15 protein-coding genes and 1 pseudogene are annotated in these 16,937 nt (G+C 66.6%); 7 read left to right on the top strand and 9 right to left on the bottom strand.

Annotated elements, in window-relative coordinates; all coding sequences use genetic code 11:
- Window positions 1-58: 58 nt before the first annotated feature.
- A complete protein-coding gene (locus AC5P5X_RS15230) occupies window positions 59-2,254 on the bottom strand; it encodes a TonB-dependent receptor (protein ID WP_111189732.1) in 2,196 nt (731 codons plus the stop codon).
- A 259-nt stretch (window positions 2,255-2,513) separates the two neighbouring features.
- Between AC5P5X_RS15230 and AC5P5X_RS15225 the strand changes: the two genes are divergently transcribed.
- Window positions 2,514-3,098, top strand: coding sequence for a TetR/AcrR family transcriptional regulator (locus tag AC5P5X_RS15225; protein ID WP_043033369.1), 585 nt, complete (start codon window positions 2,514-2,516; stop codon window positions 3,096-3,098).
- 53 nt (window positions 3,099-3,151) lie between these two features.
- Window positions 3,152-4,264 (top strand): DNA glycosylase AlkZ-like family protein, encoded by a 1,113-nt coding sequence (locus tag AC5P5X_RS15220; protein WP_495216009.1) that lies wholly within the window; start codon window positions 3,152-3,154, stop codon window positions 4,262-4,264.
- 96 nt (window positions 4,265-4,360) lie between these two features.
- Here AC5P5X_RS15220 and AC5P5X_RS15215 read toward each other — a convergent pair.
- The 4 genes and pseudogenes from AC5P5X_RS15215 to AC5P5X_RS15200 form a co-directional block, all read right to left on the bottom strand.
- Window positions 4,361-4,980 (bottom strand): annotated as a pseudogene (locus AC5P5X_RS15215) (ABC transporter six-transmembrane domain-containing protein).
- 155 nt (window positions 4,981-5,135) lie between these two features.
- Complete coding sequence (locus tag AC5P5X_RS15210) at window positions 5,136-6,212, bottom strand: ATP-binding protein (RefSeq protein WP_062607160.1); 1,077 nt, start codon at window positions 6,210-6,212, stop codon at window positions 5,136-5,138.
- A 4-nt stretch (window positions 6,213-6,216) separates the two neighbouring features.
- Window positions 6,217-6,933: a response regulator gene (locus AC5P5X_RS15205; RefSeq protein WP_049460141.1), complete on the bottom strand. Its 717-nt coding sequence runs from the start codon at window positions 6,931-6,933 to the stop codon at window positions 6,217-6,219.
- A 47-nt stretch (window positions 6,934-6,980) separates the two neighbouring features.
- A complete protein-coding gene (locus AC5P5X_RS15200) occupies window positions 6,981-7,445 on the bottom strand; it encodes a hypothetical protein (RefSeq protein ID WP_049460140.1) in 465 nt (154 codons plus the stop codon).
- Between the two features lie 329 nt (window positions 7,446-7,774).
- Here AC5P5X_RS15200 and AC5P5X_RS15195 point away from each other — a divergent pair, with 329 nt between their 5' ends.
- Together AC5P5X_RS15195 and AC5P5X_RS15190 are read left to right on the top strand one after the other, a co-directional pair.
- The gene (locus AC5P5X_RS15195) at window positions 7,775-8,956 is read left to right on the top strand and encodes an efflux RND transporter periplasmic adaptor subunit (RefSeq protein ID WP_049460139.1); all 1,182 of its coding nucleotides are present in this window, start codon (window positions 7,775-7,777) and stop codon (window positions 8,954-8,956) included.
- 2 nt (window positions 8,957-8,958) lie between these two features.
- A complete protein-coding gene (locus AC5P5X_RS15190; protein WP_111189733.1) occupies window positions 8,959-10,902 on the top strand; it encodes a MacB family efflux pump subunit in 1,944 nt (647 codons plus the stop codon).
- 117 nt (window positions 10,903-11,019) lie between these two features.
- On the opposite strand, the gene AC5P5X_RS15185 is transcribed toward AC5P5X_RS15190, so the two are convergent.
- From AC5P5X_RS15185 to AC5P5X_RS15175, 3 genes are all read right to left on the bottom strand, one after another.
- On the bottom strand, window positions 11,020-11,613 hold the full coding sequence (locus tag AC5P5X_RS15185; protein ID WP_043033375.1) for a mechanosensitive ion channel domain-containing protein: 594 nt from the start codon (window positions 11,611-11,613) through the stop codon (window positions 11,020-11,022).
- A 5-nt stretch (window positions 11,614-11,618) separates the two neighbouring features.
- Complete coding sequence (locus tag AC5P5X_RS15180) at window positions 11,619-12,485, bottom strand: glucose 1-dehydrogenase (protein WP_043033376.1); 867 nt, start codon at window positions 12,483-12,485, stop codon at window positions 11,619-11,621.
- Between the two features lie 100 nt (window positions 12,486-12,585).
- On the bottom strand, window positions 12,586-12,969 hold the full coding sequence (locus tag AC5P5X_RS15175) for a sensory rhodopsin transducer (RefSeq protein WP_005409793.1): 384 nt from the start codon (window positions 12,967-12,969) through the stop codon (window positions 12,586-12,588).
- A 59-nt stretch (window positions 12,970-13,028) separates the two neighbouring features.
- On the opposite strand from AC5P5X_RS15175, the gene AC5P5X_RS15170 reads away from it, so the two are divergent.
- A complete protein-coding gene (locus AC5P5X_RS15170; protein ID WP_099484651.1) occupies window positions 13,029-14,015 on the top strand; it encodes a TIGR03885 family FMN-dependent LLM class oxidoreductase in 987 nt (328 codons plus the stop codon).
- On the opposite strand, the gene AC5P5X_RS15165 is transcribed toward AC5P5X_RS15170, so the two are convergent.
- Window positions 13,985-15,571: an alpha-amylase family protein gene (locus tag AC5P5X_RS15165; protein ID WP_111189734.1), complete on the bottom strand. Its 1,587-nt coding sequence runs from the start codon at window positions 15,569-15,571 to the stop codon at window positions 13,985-13,987. The genes AC5P5X_RS15170 and AC5P5X_RS15165 overlap by 31 nt on opposite strands.
- Window positions 15,572-15,732: 161 nt before the next feature.
- Here AC5P5X_RS15165 and xth point away from each other — a divergent pair, with 161 nt between their 5' ends.
- Window positions 15,733-16,524, top strand: a complete 792-nt coding sequence (gene xth, locus AC5P5X_RS15160; protein ID WP_043033379.1) for an exodeoxyribonuclease III — start codon at window positions 15,733-15,735, stop codon at window positions 16,522-16,524.
- 218 nt (window positions 16,525-16,742) lie between these two features.
- On the top strand, window positions 16,743-16,868 hold the full coding sequence (locus tag AC5P5X_RS15155; protein ID WP_254913561.1) for a hypothetical protein: 126 nt from the start codon (window positions 16,743-16,745) through the stop codon (window positions 16,866-16,868).
- Window positions 16,869-16,937: the final 69 nt, after the last annotated feature.

The raw sequence follows: 16,937 nt of genomic DNA, 5'->3' as shown, positions 1-16,937 counted from the left end.
TACAGTTTCCGGCAGATCCACGCCATGCGTGGATCCCGTTGACAGTTTGTCGCCCGGCTCAGAAGTCCATCGTCGCAGAGAGCAACACCGTCCTCGGTGCACCCAGCGCCAGGCTTGAAAGCAACGGCATGCCCCAGTACGCCTTGTTGGTCACGTTGTTCACGCTGGCGCGCAGCGCAAGCGGTCGACCCGCCACGGTGGTGCTGTAGCGCGCCCCGACATCGAACAACGTACGCCCCGGCACCGACAGGCTATTGTCGGCACTGATGTACTGCTTCGACATCGCCGTGGCATTGCCGGTCAAGGTCAGGCCCTGCAAGGTCGGCACATCCCATTCCACGCCCAGCTTGGCCTGCCGTTGCGCTACGGCCGTGGCGATGCGGCCTTCATTCACGCCACCGGCCGTGCGGGTCAGCTTCGGCTGCACGTACGCCACGCCACCGAGCAGGCGCACGCCATCCAGCGGGGCGCCGAAGAAGCCCCATTCCACGCCGCGATTACGTTGCTCGCCGCCAAACGAGAAGATATTCGTGACCGGGTCGGTGTAGCTGCTCGGTCGCTTGATCTCGTACACGCTGAAGGTGTGCGCGAAGCTGCCCAGGTCCAGCTTCAGGCCCAGCTCTTTCTGCTTGGTGCGGAACGGTGCGAACACATCGCCGGCATTGGCAGCGGTCATCGGCGCGGTGGCGCCCTGGCTGAGGCCTTCAATGTAGTTGGTGTAGAGGGAGACCGTGTCGGTGGTCTTCACCAGCAGCGCCGCTGCCGGCGTGGTGGCGCTCTCGTCGTAGCGCGAGGTGCGCGCACCGGTAGCGACGCTGAAGGTCTCGCTGACCACCTGCTGGCGACGCACGCCCAGCGTCAACTGCACGCGGTCATCGCCGAAGGACAGGGTGTCGGCGAAGCCGAGGCTGTCCAGCGTCAGCTCGGTATGCGAGATGTGCGGTGCCATGAACGGTGCCGCAGGGCCCCACACCGGGTTGTACAGATTGGTGGTCCAGTCCCAGCCCGGCACGCTGCGGCGGCCGTAGTCGTTCTGGGTGTGCTGGTAGTGGGTCACGTTGGCGGCCCACTGGTGGCCGACGCTGCCGGTGCGGAACGAGCCGCGCAGGCCGGCATCTCCGGATTGCTTCCTGATGTCGAAGGCGAGCTGGCCGATCACCGTGGTGAAGTCGCCGGCCGGATTGAGGATCTGCGCGCTGATCGAACCGTTGTAGCGGTAGTCGGTCTTGCTGGTGCCGTAGGCGAGGTAGGCCATCAGGCTATCGTTGATATCCAGCTCGCCGCGCAGCATCGCGCCCTTGTCCTGGCTGTCCACGTAGGCCCAGTCCGGGTTGATCAGCGTATCGCCACGCGGTGGCCGCGGAATGGCCACGCCCGGTGCCAGGCCGACGCCACGGGCCGGGCCGTCAACACGGTCATCGGCACTGTACAGATCGGCCGACAGCCGCGCACGTTCGCCGCGCCAGTCCAGTGCCAGCGACCCGAGCTGTACCTTCTTGCGCTGCTTGCCCACCGCGCCTTCGCCATCACGGTACGCACCGTTGAAGCGGATGCCGAACTGCTTGTCGGCGCCGAGGCGACGGCCGACATCCACGTGGGTGCCGGACTGCGCATCGGAGGCGAAATTGGCACTGACCCGCAGCAATGGCTGCTCGCCCGCACGCTTGGGGACCAGGTTGACGCTGCCACCGACCGAACCGCCCGGCGGCATGCCGTTGAGCAGCGCAGACGGTCCCTTCAGCACTTCGATGCGCTCGAACATTTCCGGCGAGGTGCGGTAGTACGGCGCCATGCCGCTGAGGCCATTGAAGGTGGTGTCGCTGGTGTTGGAGGCAAAGCCTCGGATCGCGTAGTTCTCGCTCCACGCACCGGTGACGCCGTTGCTGAACACCGTGGGGTCGGTGGCGGCAATGACGTCGGTCAGGTCCTTGGCCTGGCGGTCGCGGATGAACGACTCTGTGTAGCTGACCGTATTGAACGGCGTGTCCATGAAATCCTTGTCGCCGAGCAGGCCGACGCGGCTGCCGGCGGCCACTTGCCCGCCCGCATAGTCCGCAGTGACCCGGCGCTGTTCCTGCACCTGCACCGAGGGCAGGGTGGACGGTGCGGTGTCGGCCAGCGCGGCAAACGAGGCCAGCAGCCCCAGCGCGAGGGCGGACATCGGGTAGCGCAGGGGCATGCCCGGCGGATGCGTAAGGCCGGAGGATGCGGCGGCAGCACCATGTTGTGCAGAAGTGAAGTTGTAAACGGTCATGCCAGAGTCCTGTGAATCGCAGGCGCGAGCGCGCCTGGCGCGCTGCCGACGGCAAGCACGGGGAGAGGGCGCAGCGCAGGGTTGTTGGCTGGGTGGGGACCTGGCGGGAGGTGAGCCATGGGCTCGATCACGGGCAGCGTGCTGGACGCCTTCCGAATTAGTTGAGTAAGTTAAACTAAATCAATCGAAGCGGACAAGAGGGTCCCTTTACTGGCACCCTCAGCAGGGTATGGACGCGCACCGTAAGAGCAGGCACCGTATGAGCACGCACCCCGATCCAACGGCGCCGAGCCGTGGCCGCCCGCCCACCATCACCCCGGAGCGCCTGGCCGACATCGGCATCCGTCTGGGCCTGCCCAACCTGACCATGGCCAACGTGGCCGCCGAACTGGCGGTGACCCAGGCGGCGCTGTACAAGCGCGTGGCCAACCTGGAGGCGTTGAAGCGCCTGGTGGCGGAGGCGGTGTTCCAGCGCTGGCAGATTCCGCGCGCGTCGGTCGACGCACCGGGTGGGCTGGAGGCCTATCTGATGGGGTTCGTGGAGTCGCTGTGCGAAGTGGTGAAGGCGCATCCCGGGCTACCGCCCTACCTGCTTCGGCGCACGGTGGCGACCGCGCCGATGCTGGAAAAGATCGCATCGCACCAGGCGCACGTGGCCGAGGTGTTCGGACTGCCGGTGGACAAGGCGCGCTGGCTGCTGGCCACGATCGCCTTCTACTGCATCGCTGGCGCCGACACGATCTATGCGATTGCGGACGACGAGGAGGGGCAGGTGATCACCGAGTTCAAGCAGGGCATGCGGGCGTTGGTGATCGGTTCGCTGGAGGTATCGCGGCTTCGGTAGATCCACGCCATGCGTGGGTGCCGTTGCACGGTTCGCCACGGCCCCATCTACGGATGGCGTGGATCTACAATGCGGCCATGCCTGCCACGCCTACTCTCGATGACCTTCGCCGCTACGCGGTGGCGCGCACCCTGTTCAAGCCGACCACGCTGCTGACCGCGATCCGGCGGCTGGGCTTCGTGCAGGCCGACCCGATCCGCGCACCCGCACGCGCGCAGGACCTGACTCTGCGCCACCGCGTGAAGGATTACCGCGCAGGCGATCTTGAGCGGCGCTACACGCGTCTGCCGGTGGAAGAGGATTGCCTGGTGAACTACGGGTTCCTGCCGCGCGAGCATCTGGCACTGATGCACCCGCGTGTCTCCAAACGCGAGTGGGACGCCGAGACCCATCGCCGTGCGGCCGACGTGCTGGCCTTCGTGCGCGAGCGTGGCAGCGTGCACCCACGCGAGGTCGACCAGGCGTTCGCGCATGGGCGGGTGACCAACTACTGGGGCGGCACCAGCAATGCCAGTACCCATCTGCTGGACGGCATGCACTACCGCGGCCTGCTGCGCGTGCAACGGCGCGATAGCGGTACGCGCATCTACGCGGTGGCCGATCATGCCGAGCCCGATTCCAGCGAACAGGCGCAGATCGAACGTGCTGCCGCCCTGATCGATCTGGTGGTGCGCAAGTACGCACCGCTGCCTTCGGCCAGCCTGACCTATGTGGTGCGCCTGCTGGGCTATGGCGCTCCGCACCTGGCCGAGCAGACCCGCAAGGCATTGGCACTGGCCAAGCAGCAGCTGGCCAGCTGCACGTTGGAGGGCACCACCTGGTACTGGCCGGCGGACGAAAATCCGCGCTCGCGCCGCCATGCGCCGGACGAACAGGTGCGCCTGCTGGCGCCGTTCGATCCGGTGGTGTGGGACCGCCGCCGTTTCGAGTTGCTGTGGGATTGGGTGTACAAGTTCGAGGCGTACACGCCTGCACCGAAGCGCCAGTATGGCTACTACGCACTGCCGGTGTTGTGGCACGACCAGGTGGTGGGCTGGGCCAACCTGAGCATGCGCGAAGGTGAGTTGGTGTCGAACGTGGGCTATGCCGGCAAGTCGCTGGCCCGCGACAAGGTATTTCGTGGTGCGCTGGACGACGAGCTGCAGCGCATGGCGGGGTTCCTGTAGCACCAAGCGGCGCATGGGTACCCATCGCGCCCGGTAGTCGCCAACCTTGGTTGGCGCGGGCTTTCATCGGTGCCCACCAAGGTGGGGATCTACCGGTCAAGCGGCGTCCTTGTGGTCCGCATCGTCCATGCCGGGGCTGACTCGCCGGCCGATGTCCTTCAGCCGCGCGAGCTGATCCACCATCGATGGTGCATCGTCCAGGCTGCCGGCGAAAGGAGGGCGGCACCACCGACCAGCGGTTCAATTGCGAGCAGCATGACCGCAGCGCCAAACATGGATACCAGTGCGGTGGCGATGATCGGCACGTGCTTTTCGAAGAAGTCGACGAACTCGCGGGCCAGAACGACGCGGGCCGCCGAAGTGGAGGTGGCCTGGCCCAGGCGGCGCTGCGCCTGCACCACGCTCACTGCCAGATCGGCATAGATGCGGGTGAACGTCCGGGTATCGACCGCGCGGCGGGCGGCACCGACCAACCAGAACAGCAGCACCACGCCGGCGTAGGAGATGGCATGGCCGATGTTGCCGCTGATGATCGCGTCTACCGCGAAGCCGGCGAACAGCGGATAGGCCAGCAGCAGTGCGTTCTCCAGTGCGACCAGCGAGAACGTGCCGGTGAGCTGCCAGGGGTAGGTGCGCAGGATGGCCTTCAGGGTGGCGGCCGCATTCTGCTGGCCGATGCTGCCGGCGGCGGCCGCTGGATCATGGGGGTGTTTCATGGGATCCCTGGGTGGGTCGGGGGTAGAGTCGACTGTTGGTCGACTGCTCTTTGCGAACTGTTGGAAGAACCCGCGCTTTCGCGCGCAAGTCGCCTGACAGTCGACTCTACCCAGGCAGTTCCGGCATTTCGGGCATTCCAGGGCAACAATGGCCCTCAACGACGCGCGTGCACCGGCCAGCGGATCTCGAACGCGCTACCACCGCGTTCGGTCGCCCTGCATCGCGCCGTTCCGTGATGGGCCACGGCAATCGCGCGCACCACCGCCAGGCCAAGCCCGGAACCACCACTTTGTCGCGAGCGCGACACATCGGTGCGCTGGAAGGCTTCGAAAATGCTGTCGCGAAGGTCGTCCGGCACACCGGGGCCACCATCCTCAACGGTCACGGTGCAATGGCCTTCGGCCAGCGTGACACGGACCCGCAGTGGGCAGGGGATGGCATGGCGCCGCGCATTCTCCAGCAGTGCCAGCACCGCCTGGCGGATGCGTGCCGGATCGCAGTCGGCAAGCGACGGCCGTGCGTCCAAGGTCATCGAGAAACCACTTTCGGTCAACGCCTCGGACATCGCTTCGACCACCGCCGCTACCTGCACGCTGACATCGCTGCGCTGCAGGCGCAGATCCAGGTGACCGCTTTCGGCAAGGCTGACCACGCGCAGGTCTTCGATGATGCGGGTCAGGCCCTCCAGCTGGGTGAGCATGCTGTTGAACTGCTCCGGCCCGGGCTCGAACACGCCTTCGGCGATGCCCTGCAGGCGGCCGCGCAGGATGGTCATCGGCGTGCGCAGTTCGTGTGCGATCGCTGCATTCCAGAACACGCGGTTCTCGGACATCCGGCTGAGCCGCTCGGCCATTGAGTTGAAGTCGCTGACCAGTGTGGCGGCCTCGGTCATCGAGGTGTCGCCGCCGCGCGCACGCGCCTCAAGATCACCGCTGGCGACGCGACGCAGGCTTTCGGCCACTGAGTTGAGCGGGGTGATGATGCGCCGGGTCAGGCGCGAGGCGATCAACGTGGCCAGTGCCACCACCACAGTGGCGGTAAGGCCGATCCACAGCCACTCCAGCCCTGACGGCATGATGGTTTCCGGCTCGTCATACCAGCGTGGATAGAACACCTCCATCAGGTAATAGAACAGGTAGAAACCACTGATCGACAGTACGGTTGAACACAGCGACGCGACCGTGATGGACAGCGTGATCTGGCGCCCGATGCTCTTGCCTTTGGGGTTCATCGGTTCAGTCCAGGAAGCGGTAGCCGACACCGCGGATGGTGGCGGGAATGCCGATGACGCCGACGTCCTCCAGCTTGCGGCGCAGCTTGCTGACGTGGCTGTCCACGGTGCGCTCCTGCGCATCGCCTTCCGGCAGGCAGGTCTGGAGAAGATCCAGCCGGCTGTGCACCATGCGCGGTGCGCGCGCCATGTGCACCAGCAGACGGAACTCGGTGAGTGTGAAATTCAAAGCGTGCACATGGTCATCGGTGCGCACGGTGACCTCATGGCTGCGCAGGTCGATCTCGAACGGGCCCTGCCGGATCAGCCCGTTGGGTTCTTCTGCCATGGGCTTCGCGCTACGGCGCAGCACCGCCTGGATGCGGGCGACGATCTCGGCCGGATTGAACGGCTTGGCCACATAGTCGTCGGCGCCGACGCGCAGGCCGGTGAGCTTGTCCACGTCCTGGTCCAGTGCGGTGAGCATGATCACCGGGGTGTTGCCGCGCCGGCGCAGCTCACTCAGGACCTGCCAGCCATCCAACTTCGGCATCTGCACGTCCAGCAGCACCAGGTCGGGGCGCAGCTGGCGGTGGCTGGCGAGGGCGGCTTCGCCATCGGCGGCGCGGGCGCTGCGCAACCCGGAGCGGGCCAGGTAGGCGCCGAGAATGTCAGCAATTTCGCCTTCATCCTCGGCAATCAGCACCAGGGGCGCCTGGCGCGTGCGGGCATCGGATTTCATTGCATGCTGCGGTTTCACGTGAGGAATGGGAAACGCCGCCGACGGTGTCATCGTGGCCGTTCCAGGGTCTGCGCCTCTTCGTGGGCGGCCCAGGCGAGGGTGGCCAGCACCAGCGTGTGCTGCAGGGCGGGCGCCAGCGTTGCGGTCCCGCGCAGGTGCTGTGCGAGCAGGGTCGATACGGCCGCAGGCAGCTTGCTCCACCGTGATTGCATGCCCGTTGCGTCCACCCGGTCCTGCAAGCGGCGGGCCATGCGGACCAGGGCCCACAGGCGCAGGGCAAGCAACGCAGCCACCAGGACCGCTGCTATCCCTGCAGGCATGAGACTCAGGCCAGCGCTGGAGGCGGACCAGGCCGCGAAGCCGATCAGCACCAGCGACGCCAGGGTGCCCGTGCGCGCCGAATGGGCGGGGCCTTCGCTGCGGAAGCACACAAGCGCGGCGGCACCGGCGCCCGCGAGCAGGGGCGGCGCCGGGTTCGCGCTGGCAAGCATCCAGGCGCTGGTCGACGCCATTACCAGTGCAAGCAGCCACGGCGAAGGCGCGCACCAGGCGAGGTAGGCGCGGCGGACATCGATGGGAGGCAGGTCAGGAAACGGGAGGTACACGGCGGGAACGCAGTCGGCGAGGCCGACAAGGCTAGGGGCCGTTGATGGAGACTTGGTCGAGATTGTGTCGAGATTTCATGGACGCGATCCGTGCCGTTCAGGAGCGGACGCCGTGCCTGAACGGATGTGCGGCCTCCATGCAATCTCCACAGTGGCTCCAAGAAACATCCACCACCACCTCCCAGACTGCGGGTTCTGCGGTCACATCCGGTGGCTGCGTGCATGCGAGCCTTCCGATGAACAACCGCAGGACCTGGATCATTGCCGCAATCGTTGCGCTTCTTGCGGGCGGCACCGGCTGGTGGCTGTTTGCCGAAAGTGATGATGCCGCGCTGATCACGGCCGCGGCAAGGGTGGCGGACCTGGAAAAGACCGTGCAGGCCGTTGGCCGGGTCAACCCCAAGGAACTGGTGGCGGTGGGTGCGCAGGTATCGGGCCAGGTCAAGCGCCTGCATGTGGTGCTGGGCCAGCGTGTGCACGCTGGTGATCTGATTGCCGAAGTGGATTCGCAGCCGCAGCGCATCGCCCTGCGCAGCGCCGAAGCGGCTGCCAATGCGCTGCGTGCCCAGCATGCCGCCAGCCAGGCGCGCTACGCCCAGGCCATCCGCGTGCATGAGCGCCAGTCGCAGCTGGTGGCGTCGCGGCTGGTTTCGCAGGAAGGTTTCGAGTCCGCGCGGGTGGCGCGCGAAGCGGCGCGCTCTGACGTCGCCGCGCTGCAGGCCCAGATCGAGCAGGCGCTGACCCAGGTGGAAACGGCGCGGATCAACCTGGGCTACACCCGCATCGTCTCACCTTCCGACGGCTACATCGTGGCCATCGTCACCAAGGCCGGGCAGACGCTGAACTCGATGCAGACCACGCCGACCATCGTAATGCTGGCACAGATGGACACGATGACGGTTCGCACCGAGATCGCGGAGGCCGACGTGGAGCTGATCGCGCCTGGCCAACCCCTGTGGTTCTCTACGCTGGGGCCGGGCGGACGCCGCTACGAATCGCATCTGCAGCAGCTTGAACCTGCGCCATCGTCGATTGCCGATGTGGCCACCGGCAACACCGGTGGATCGGCGCAGACGCCGAAGGCGGTGTACTACGCCGGGCTGTTTGACGTACCCAATCCGGGCCTGAAACTGAAGCCGTCGATGACGGTGAAGGTGACGATCCAGCTGGCGCGCGCCGCCAACGCGCTGCAGGTGCCGTTGACAGCAGTGTCCGAGAGCGATGACAAGGCGGGCAACCGCGCGACCGTACAGGTGATCGACGCCAAGGGCCGTGCCCGCGAGCGCGCGGTGACGACCGGCCTGCGCACCGCTACTGCGGTGCAGATCCTGTCCGGCCTCAAGGCAGGCGAGAACGTGGTGGTCGGGCAGGCGCCCAGTGGCGCGGAAGCCGAGCCCACCAGCCTGCTGGGGATGTGAGCATGGCCGACGCGCTGCTGGAACTGCATGGCGTATCGCGCGCCTACCGCTCGGCCGCGGGCGAGGTGGTGGTGTTGAAGGACGTGTCGCTGCGCATCGCGGCGGGCGAGTTCATCGCCATCATCGGCCCGTCCGGTTCGGGAAAATCCACGCTGATGAACATCCTGGGCTGCCTGGACCGGCCAACCGAAGGCAGCTACCGCGTGCACGGCGCCGCAACCGAGCAGATGTCGCCCGATGAACTGGCGCACCTGCGTCGCGAGCATTTCGGTTTCATCTTCCAGCGCTACAACCTGATGGAGAACCTGAGCGCCACCGAGAACGTGGCCTTGCCCGCCGTCTATGCCGGGGTGGAGGCCGATGCGCGCACCACGCGTGCCCGCCTGCTGCTGGAAACGCTTGGCCTGGGCGAGCGGACCGCGAACCGGCCCAGCCAGCTGTCCGGCGGCCAGCAGCAGCGCGTTTCCATTGCGCGTTCGCTGATGAACGGCGGCGCCATCGTGCTGGCCGACGAGCCGACCGGTGCGCTGGATCATGCCAGCGGCAGGCAGGTGATGGCCGAACTCAAGCGCCTGCATGCGCAGGGCCATACCGTGATCCTGGTGACCCATGATGCGGCGATTGCCGCGCACGCTTCACGCGTGATCGAGATCGCAGACGGCCGGGTCGTATCCGACCATGGTACGGGTGATCCCGCGGTTGCACGCAAAGCCGTCGGGCCCGAGCGCAGCACGGAACCGGGCGCCGAGCGCCGCGCGCGCCTGGATGCGACCAGGGAAGCTGCACGGATGGCGGTACGTTCGATGCTGGCCCATCGCCTGCGCACCTTGCTGACCATGCTGGGCATCATCATCGGCGTGGCTGCGGTGGTGACCGTGGTTGCGTTGGGCAAGGGCGCACAGGCGCAGGTCGAGTCACAGATCAACGAACTGGGTGCCAGTACGCTGGAGATCTTCCCGGGTACGGATTTCGGCGACCCGCGCTCGGCCGAGATTGAAACGCTGGTCGTGGGCGATGCCGATCACCTGGCCGCATTGAGTTACGTAGACAGCGTAAGCCCCAACCTGAGCAGCTCGGTGGCCGCTCTGCAGGGCAACCGGCGCGCCAACACACAGGTGCTTGGCGTGGGCGCTGATCTACCCCGCGTGCGCGGGCTGCGCCTGAAGGCGGGCCGGTTCTTCACCGATGCCGAGGTGGATGCCCATCGCGCGGTGGCCGTGCTCGACCAGAAGGCGGCCAAGGCATTGTTCAACGGCAATCCGATCGGCGGCACGGTGCTGCTGGGCGGCATGCCGGTGGACGTGATCGGGGTGGTGGGTGCCAGTGCATTCGCAGGCGGCGCGACGCCCACGGTCTACGTGCCTTACACCTCGGCGGCCTCGCGCCTGCTTGGCAGCCAGCGGCTGGAGAGCATCACCGTACGCGTGCGCGATGACGTATCAACCCGTGCAGCTGAGGCCTCGCTGGGTGCGGAACTGCAGCGGCTGCATGGGCGCCGCGATTTCTTCATCTACAACTCGGACCAGATCCGCAAGGCGGTGATGAAGTCCAGCCAGACCATGGCGGCGCTGGTCTCGGCGATTGCGGCGGTGGCGCTGGTGGTCGGTGGCGTGGGCGTGATGAACATCATGCTGGTGTCGGTGAAGGAGCGCGTGCGCGAGATCGGTGTGCGGCTGGCAGTGGGGGCCCGGCAGGGCGACATCCTGCGCCAGTTCCTGATCGAGGCCGTGCTGATCTGCCTGTTCGGTGGGGTGCTGGGCGTATTGTCCGCGTTGGGCGTCGGCGCCTTGTCCAGTCTGCTGTCACTGGGCGTGCCGTTCCTGTTCACGCCTGGGCCGGTGCTCGCCGCGCTGGCATGTTCGTCTGCAATCGGGCTGGGTTTCGGCTACTTCCCGGCCCGCAATGCCGCGCAGCTGGACCCGATCCAGGCATTGGCGGCGGAGTAGGCTCGCCTGCTATGGCACGTGTAAAGCCGAACCCACGCTCGGCTGCTCTCCGTTCAGACCGCGATGCGCCCTGCGCCGCGCGCAGCGAGCCGAGCATGGACTCGGCGCTACAGCGACTCAGCGCGCCTTGCCTTTGATCGCCACGCTTCCTGGCAGCTGCGCATAGCCGCTGTCGCCCCAGTGCCGGGTGATGCGCTGGAAGAACAACGAGTTGGGCACGCGCAGCAGGCAACCGCGCCCGCCTTCGCCACGATCACTCAGCGTGGTGTAGATCAGGTTGATGTCCACCACCTGGCCGCACAGGCCCGGTTTGTCCACGCTTTCCAGCACTTCGATGGTGTCATTGATGCGGAACGGGCGCGTGGCGACGATCAGGAACGAACAGAACAGGTTGGACAACACGCTCCACGCGGCAAAGAACGCCACCGCGCCGACGGCCATGAACCCGGTCAGCGCGGTCCACAGCACCGAGCGCGAAACGCCCAACCGCTCCAGTATCAGCAGCGCGGCCGCCAGATACAGCAGCAAGGCACCGCCGCGACGCAGGCCCACATGAAGCTCTGGAGCCAGCCTGCCGCGCTGCCGGGCCTGCACCAGCAGCCACGCCAGCGCACGCACCATCACCCACGCGACGCCGAGGATGGCCAGCACCTCGGCCACCGGCACAACCACGGTCAGCCAGTCCTCGATCCAGGCAGGCAATCCGGTCATGGAGGCTACAGCGTCGCCGCGCCGCCAGAAATGGTCAGCAGTGCACCAGAGGTATAACTGGCGCTGTCCGAAACCAGCATCACATAGGCCGATGCCAGTTCGGCTGGCTGGCCGGGGCGGCCGAACGGCGTCTGCGAGCCGAACTGCTCGACCTCCTCGGCGGCCATGCCTGCCGGAATGAACGGCGTCCAGATCGGGCCGGGCAGCACCGCATTGACGCGGATCTGGTGCTCGGCCAGCAGGCCCGCCAGCCCCAGCGTCAGGTTGGCCACCGCGCCCTTGGTCGCGGAGTACGGAAGGATGTTCGGGGTCGGTCGCTTGGAATTGACCGATGCGGTGTTGATGATCGCGCCGCCACCGCGCAGGTGCGGGACGCACAACCGGGTCAGATTGAACACGGCATGGACATTGGTATCGAACGTCCGCTTCCAGTCATCCAGGGTGATGTCGTCGAAGTGCTCGTAGTAGCGCTGGTAGGCCGCGTTGTTGACCAGGATGTCGAGGCCGTCCAGTTCGCTGGCCACGCGGTCCACGAGCGAGCGCGCCTGTGCCGGGTCGCTGATGTCACACGGCACCAGCACGGCTTTGCGCCCGGCCTGTTCGATCTGCTGCTGCACATGGCGGGCATCGTCCTGCTCACCGTCGAGGAACGCGATGGCAACGTCGGCGCCTTCGCGCGCAAAGGCGATGGCCACGGCTGCGCCGATGCCGCTGTCACCGCCGGTGATCAGTGCCTTCTTGCCCTGCAGCAAGCCATGGCCGCGGTAGCTGTTCTCGCCGTGGTCCGGCCGCGGCTGCATCTGCGCGGTCTTGCCGGGGAAGGATTGCTGTTGGGCGGGGAAGGGCGGGCGTGGGTAGTCGGGCAGGGCCATCGTCACTCTCCGGAAGGAAACCGGTGCCAGTCTCCCTCCATGCGGGTAAACGGCCGGAGGGCGCGGTGTCGTTGCAGCGTGGACGCCTGCGCGGAAGACTTCACAACGGATGGGCGATCGTGGTCATGATGCTGTTGGCCGGTTGCCGTGAATCCAGCCGCGTGTGCTGGACGATGATCGGCTGGTCGGATTCAACGAGGGTGGCAAAGCCGGTGCCGCGCGGCACCGGCGCCGGATCCTGCAGGTCGTTGAAGCGCAGGTGACAGGTGCGTCGCGCCGGCACGGTGACCCGGTAGGGGCCCACCGGATCACGGTCTTCGAAGTAGAGGGTCAGCGTGACATGCGCGGGCTCGTCGCCGGCATTGAGTACGCAGCAGGTTTCGTGACTCTGCATCTCCGGTGACGGGCCGTTGCTCCAGGCTGGAATGTAGCCCTCGGCGATAGCCCAGCGTCGATGCCCGATGCAGGAAGCGTTCGTTTCCATGACGCCGTTTTAGCTGGAGGGGTGTTGCCATCGTGTCCAGTCCCCGCACGGAATCCGTGATGACCATCGGCTACCACGCATCGCATGAGCAGTTCCCGCCCGCCACCTTGCTGGGTCTGGCGCTGCGCGCCGAACAGGCGGGATTCGAGGCCGTGATGTGCTCGGACCATTTCCACCCATGGACGACTGCGCAAGGGCAGTCCGGCCACAGCTGGGTGTGGGCCGGCGCGCTGGCGGTGCAGAGCGCGCTGACCCTGGGCATGGTGACCTGCCCGATGCTGCGCCAGCACCCGGCATTGGTGGCGCAGGCAGCGGCGACTCTGGAGCAGTTGGCGCCGGGCCGGATCTGGCTGGCGCTGGGTACCGGCGAGGCCCTGAACGAGCGCATCACCGGCCAGCCGTGGCCAGCCAAGCGGGAGCGGCAGAAGGCACTGCGCGATGCGGCCGAGGTGATGCGGCGGCTGTGGGGTGGCGAGCAGGTCGACCACGACGGTGGCTTCCAGGTGCGCAAGGCACGCCTGTACAGCCGACCGGCGCTTCCCCTGCCGCTGCTGGGGGCGGCCGTCACCGAGGAAACCGCACGCTGGATGGGGCGCTGGGCCGATGGCCTGATCACCATCAGCCAACCGCTGGCGCAGTTGCGGCGTGTGGTTGCGGCGTTCGAGGACGGCGGTGGCAGGGGTAAGCCGATGTACCTGCAGGCCAAGCTCTCCTACGCGCGTGCCGAACAGGCGGCGCTGGAAGGTGCGATGGAGCAGTGGAGCGCCAACGTGCTGCCGCCGGAACTGGCCGAAGGCCTGGACCAGCCCGAACAGTTCGAAGCACAGGCCCGATCGGTCAGTGCCGAGGTGGTGCGCCAGCACGTGCATGTCTCGGCAGACCTGGGCCAGCATCGGGCCTGGCTGCAGGAGCTGCAGGGACTGGGGTTCGATCGCATCTACCTGCACAACGTGAACCGCGAGCAGGAACGCTTCATCGATGACTTCGCCGAACACGTGCTGCCCGCGCTGCGCACTCAGGCACCTTCGGCAGCCAGCCACGTATAGCCGTGGCCCTGCAGGTAACAGCGGCGACCCTGCAGCTTGGCGCCGTGGCCCACCAGCGTGTTCAGCGGACCGCGCAGGGGTACGTCCACCTCGACCGGCTCGTCGCCGAAGTTGATCAGTGCCAGTGCCTGATGGGGTGCCTCACCGTAGCGGAGCATCAGCAGCGCAGGTGAGGGCGGGTCGAGCGTGTGAGGACCCTGCTGCAGCACGGGATGTGCATTGCGCTGCTGCAGCAGCTCGCGCACCCGCAGCAGCAGTGAACCTGGCGTCGCGCGTTGCGCCTCGACGTTCACCGTGCGGTAACCGTAGGGGCCGTCTGCCGGTGGCGCGCGCCAGGCATGCCGCGGTTCGTCGGTGAACCCAGCCCCTGGGCCGTTATGCCAGTGCATCGGCATGCGCACGGCATTGCGTTCGGGCAGCTCCAGACAATCACCGAGACCGATCTCTTCGCCATAGCGGATCACCGGCACCTGGCCCAGCGACAGCAGCGCCGCCCAGGCCATGGCCTGCCATGCGATGTCGCCCTCCAGCATCGGTGCCAGCCGGCGGCGGATGCCACGGCCATAGATGCGCATGCCACGCTCAGGGGCGAAGCGTTCCATCACCGCTTCGCGCTCATCCGGCTCCAACTGCTCAAGGTCCAGTTCATCATTGTTGCGCAGCCAGGCAATGCGTGTGTCCGGCGGCGCGTGCGGGCCGTACTCGGCCATGACCCGCGCCACTTCGCTGGCATCGCCACGTGCCAGTGCGAGGAAGAAATGATTGTTGAGGTGGAAATCCAGCAGGTGCGAAAGCCGCCGCCCGTGGCACAGGAAGTCACCGTAGTGGGACGCGCGGACATCCGCTTCGCCGATCAGTGGCAGCCCTGGTTGCTGCGCGTCTGCCGTGGCGCGCATCGCCTCCAGCAGCCACAGCCCACCGTCGCGCGGGTCGGCGTGGCGGGCGCGCTCGACCATGTACGGAACGGCGTCCACGCGGAAGCCGGCCACGCCGCGCTGCAGCCAGAACGTCATTGCCCGCAGCAGTTCCTCGCGTACCGGCGCATGGGCCAGGTCGAGGTCTGGCTCGTGCCGGTAGAACATGTGCCGGTTGAACGCGCCGGCCGTGGCATCCCATGTCCAGACAGAGGCCTCGATCGGCGGGAACATCGGCTGCAGGCCGTCGTCAGGCATGTGGTCGCTCCACAGGTACCAGCGGCGCCAGGCCGGGTCGCCCTGCTGTGCGGCGACGAACCACGGGTGCGCGCTGGCGGTGTGCTGCATCACCAGTTCGACGATGATGCCGATGCCGCGCGCGTCGGCCGCATCGACCAGGCGCTGGAAGGCGGTCTCGTCGCCCAGGCGTGGATCGATGCGGTAGTGATCGGTGACATCGTAGCCGCCATCACGGCCGGCGTTGCAGTAGAACGGCAGCAGCCACACATGGCTGATGCCGAGCCACTGCAGGTAGTCCAGCTTTTCGGTGATGCCATCCAGGGTGCCCCAGCCGCGGCCTTGGCTGTCGCGGAACAGATACGGGTCGACCTGGTAGATCGCGCGCAGCGGACGCACCGCCATGGGGCTTCTCCGGCACTGTTCACGGGTGACCAGCCTGCTGCGCGCCGGGGCAGCGGTTCGTGAACCGAATGGCACCGCATCATGACGTGGCATCCACGGCCCGTGCATGCCCGGGCGCGCAGAGTGAATGCTCGTCCCGCTGCGCCGAGGAACCTTTCTTCATGCCCCGCCGCAAAACGCTTCGTATTGCGACGTTCAACGTCAACGGCATCGGCACGCGCCTGCCGCAGCTGCTGGACTGGCTGCACAGGGAATCGCCGGACGTGGTTGCCCTGCAGGAGCTGAAGGTCACCGACGCCGCGTTTCCCGCTGCGGCATTGGAAGAGGCCGGCTACGGTGCGCTCTGGCAGGGTGAGGCGCGCTGGAACGGCGTGGCGCTGCTGGCCCGGGGGACCATGCCGGTCGAGAGCCGCCGCCGATTGCCGGGCGAACCCAAGGATACGCAGAGTCGCTACCTGGAGGCGGCGGTGCACGGCGTCATCGTGGGTGCCCTCTACCTGCCCAACGGCAACCCGCAGCCCGGGCCCAAGTTCGACTACAAGCTGCGCTGGATGGAACGCCTGATCCGGCATGCACGCAGCCTGGTCGAGCTGCCGCACCCGGCGCTGCTGCTGGGCGATTTCAACGTGATTCCCACAGACGCCGATGTCTATGATCCCAAGGCCTGGCGGCGCGATGCGCTGTTCCAGCCCGAGGTTCGCGATGCCTTCGAGCGGCTGCTCGCGCAGGGCTGGACCGATGCGCTGCGGAAGGTGCACGGCGACGCCACGATCTACACCTTCTGGGACTATTTCCGCCAGCACGCCGAGCGCGACCGTGGGCTGCGCATCGATCATCTGCTGTTGAATCCCGTATTGGCGGAGCGACTGAAGGATGCGGGCGTCGACCGTTGGGTGCGGCTGCAGGAAAAGGCCAGCGACCACGCGCCGGCTTGGGTGGCGGTGCGGGCTTGATCAACGCGCGGCAGGGCCCGGATCCGGCATCTGCAATGGAGTAATCAAAGCAGGGTGGTCCATACTGTGATGGATAAAACGGAATTTGATAATGCGATTTGACATCGAAAACCCGCTGAGATTATAAGTGGCGCGCGGTGCAGCTATATTGAGAAAAAATGCTGATCTGCTGCACCGTATTCAGCAGTGTTCATCTCCATTAAATAAGGAAGTGACGAATGAACAATGTACTTGCCCTGCAGGCCCTTGAAATCGAATGCCTCGATGTCTCTGAAACCTGCACTGCCTGCCTGTCTCTGATCAGTTCGGATGCAGGCATCGAAGATGGCATGGATCAAGCCTGATCGATCCCGCGTCCTGTTGCCGGCGAGCGCTTTTTGACGGCATCGGGCAGCTGATCTAACGTGCGCCGC

The organism is Stenotrophomonas sp. YJH_SMC_91, assembly GCF_059368495.1.
Note: the sequence above shows the minus strand (reverse complement) of the source record. Positions and strands in the feature narration are given on the sequence as shown.

Excerpts from the sequence above, each read along its gene's own strand:
- AC5P5X_RS15230 (WP_111189732.1), bottom strand. The coding sequence starts at position 2,254 with ATGACCGTTTACAACTTCACTTCTGCACAACATGGTGCTGCCGCCGCA.
- AC5P5X_RS15225 (WP_043033369.1), top strand. The coding sequence starts at position 2,514 with ATGAGCACGCACCCCGATCCAACGGCGCCGAGCCGTGGCCGCCCGCCC.
- AC5P5X_RS15220 (WP_495216009.1), top strand. The coding sequence starts at position 3,152 with ATGGCGTGGATCTACAATGCGGCCATGCCTGCCACGCCTACTCTCGAT.
- AC5P5X_RS15210 (WP_062607160.1), bottom strand. The coding sequence starts at position 6,212 with ATGAACCCCAAAGGCAAGAGCATCGGGCGCCAGATCACGCTGTCCATC.
- AC5P5X_RS15205 (WP_049460141.1), bottom strand. The coding sequence starts at position 6,933 with ATGAAATCCGATGCCCGCACGCGCCAGGCGCCCCTGGTGCTGATTGCC.
- AC5P5X_RS15200 (WP_049460140.1), bottom strand. The coding sequence starts at position 7,445 with ATGGCGTCGACCAGCGCCTGGATGCTTGCCAGCGCGAACCCGGCGCCG.
- AC5P5X_RS15195 (WP_049460139.1), top strand. The coding sequence starts at position 7,775 with ATGAACAACCGCAGGACCTGGATCATTGCCGCAATCGTTGCGCTTCTT.
- AC5P5X_RS15190 (WP_111189733.1), top strand. The coding sequence starts at position 8,959 with ATGGCCGACGCGCTGCTGGAACTGCATGGCGTATCGCGCGCCTACCGC.
- AC5P5X_RS15185 (WP_043033375.1), bottom strand. The coding sequence starts at position 11,613 with ATGACCGGATTGCCTGCCTGGATCGAGGACTGGCTGACCGTGGTTGTG.
- AC5P5X_RS15180 (WP_043033376.1), bottom strand. The coding sequence starts at position 12,485 with ATGGCCCTGCCCGACTACCCACGCCCGCCCTTCCCCGCCCAACAGCAA.
- AC5P5X_RS15175 (WP_005409793.1), bottom strand. The coding sequence starts at position 12,969 with ATGGAAACGAACGCTTCCTGCATCGGGCATCGACGCTGGGCTATCGCC.
- AC5P5X_RS15170 (WP_099484651.1), top strand. The coding sequence starts at position 13,029 with ATGACCATCGGCTACCACGCATCGCATGAGCAGTTCCCGCCCGCCACC.
- AC5P5X_RS15165 (WP_111189734.1), bottom strand. The coding sequence starts at position 15,571 with ATGGCGGTGCGTCCGCTGCGCGCGATCTACCAGGTCGACCCGTATCTG.
- xth (WP_043033379.1), top strand. The coding sequence starts at position 15,733 with ATGCCCCGCCGCAAAACGCTTCGTATTGCGACGTTCAACGTCAACGGC.
- AC5P5X_RS15155 (WP_254913561.1), top strand. The coding sequence starts at position 16,743 with ATGAACAATGTACTTGCCCTGCAGGCCCTTGAAATCGAATGCCTCGAT.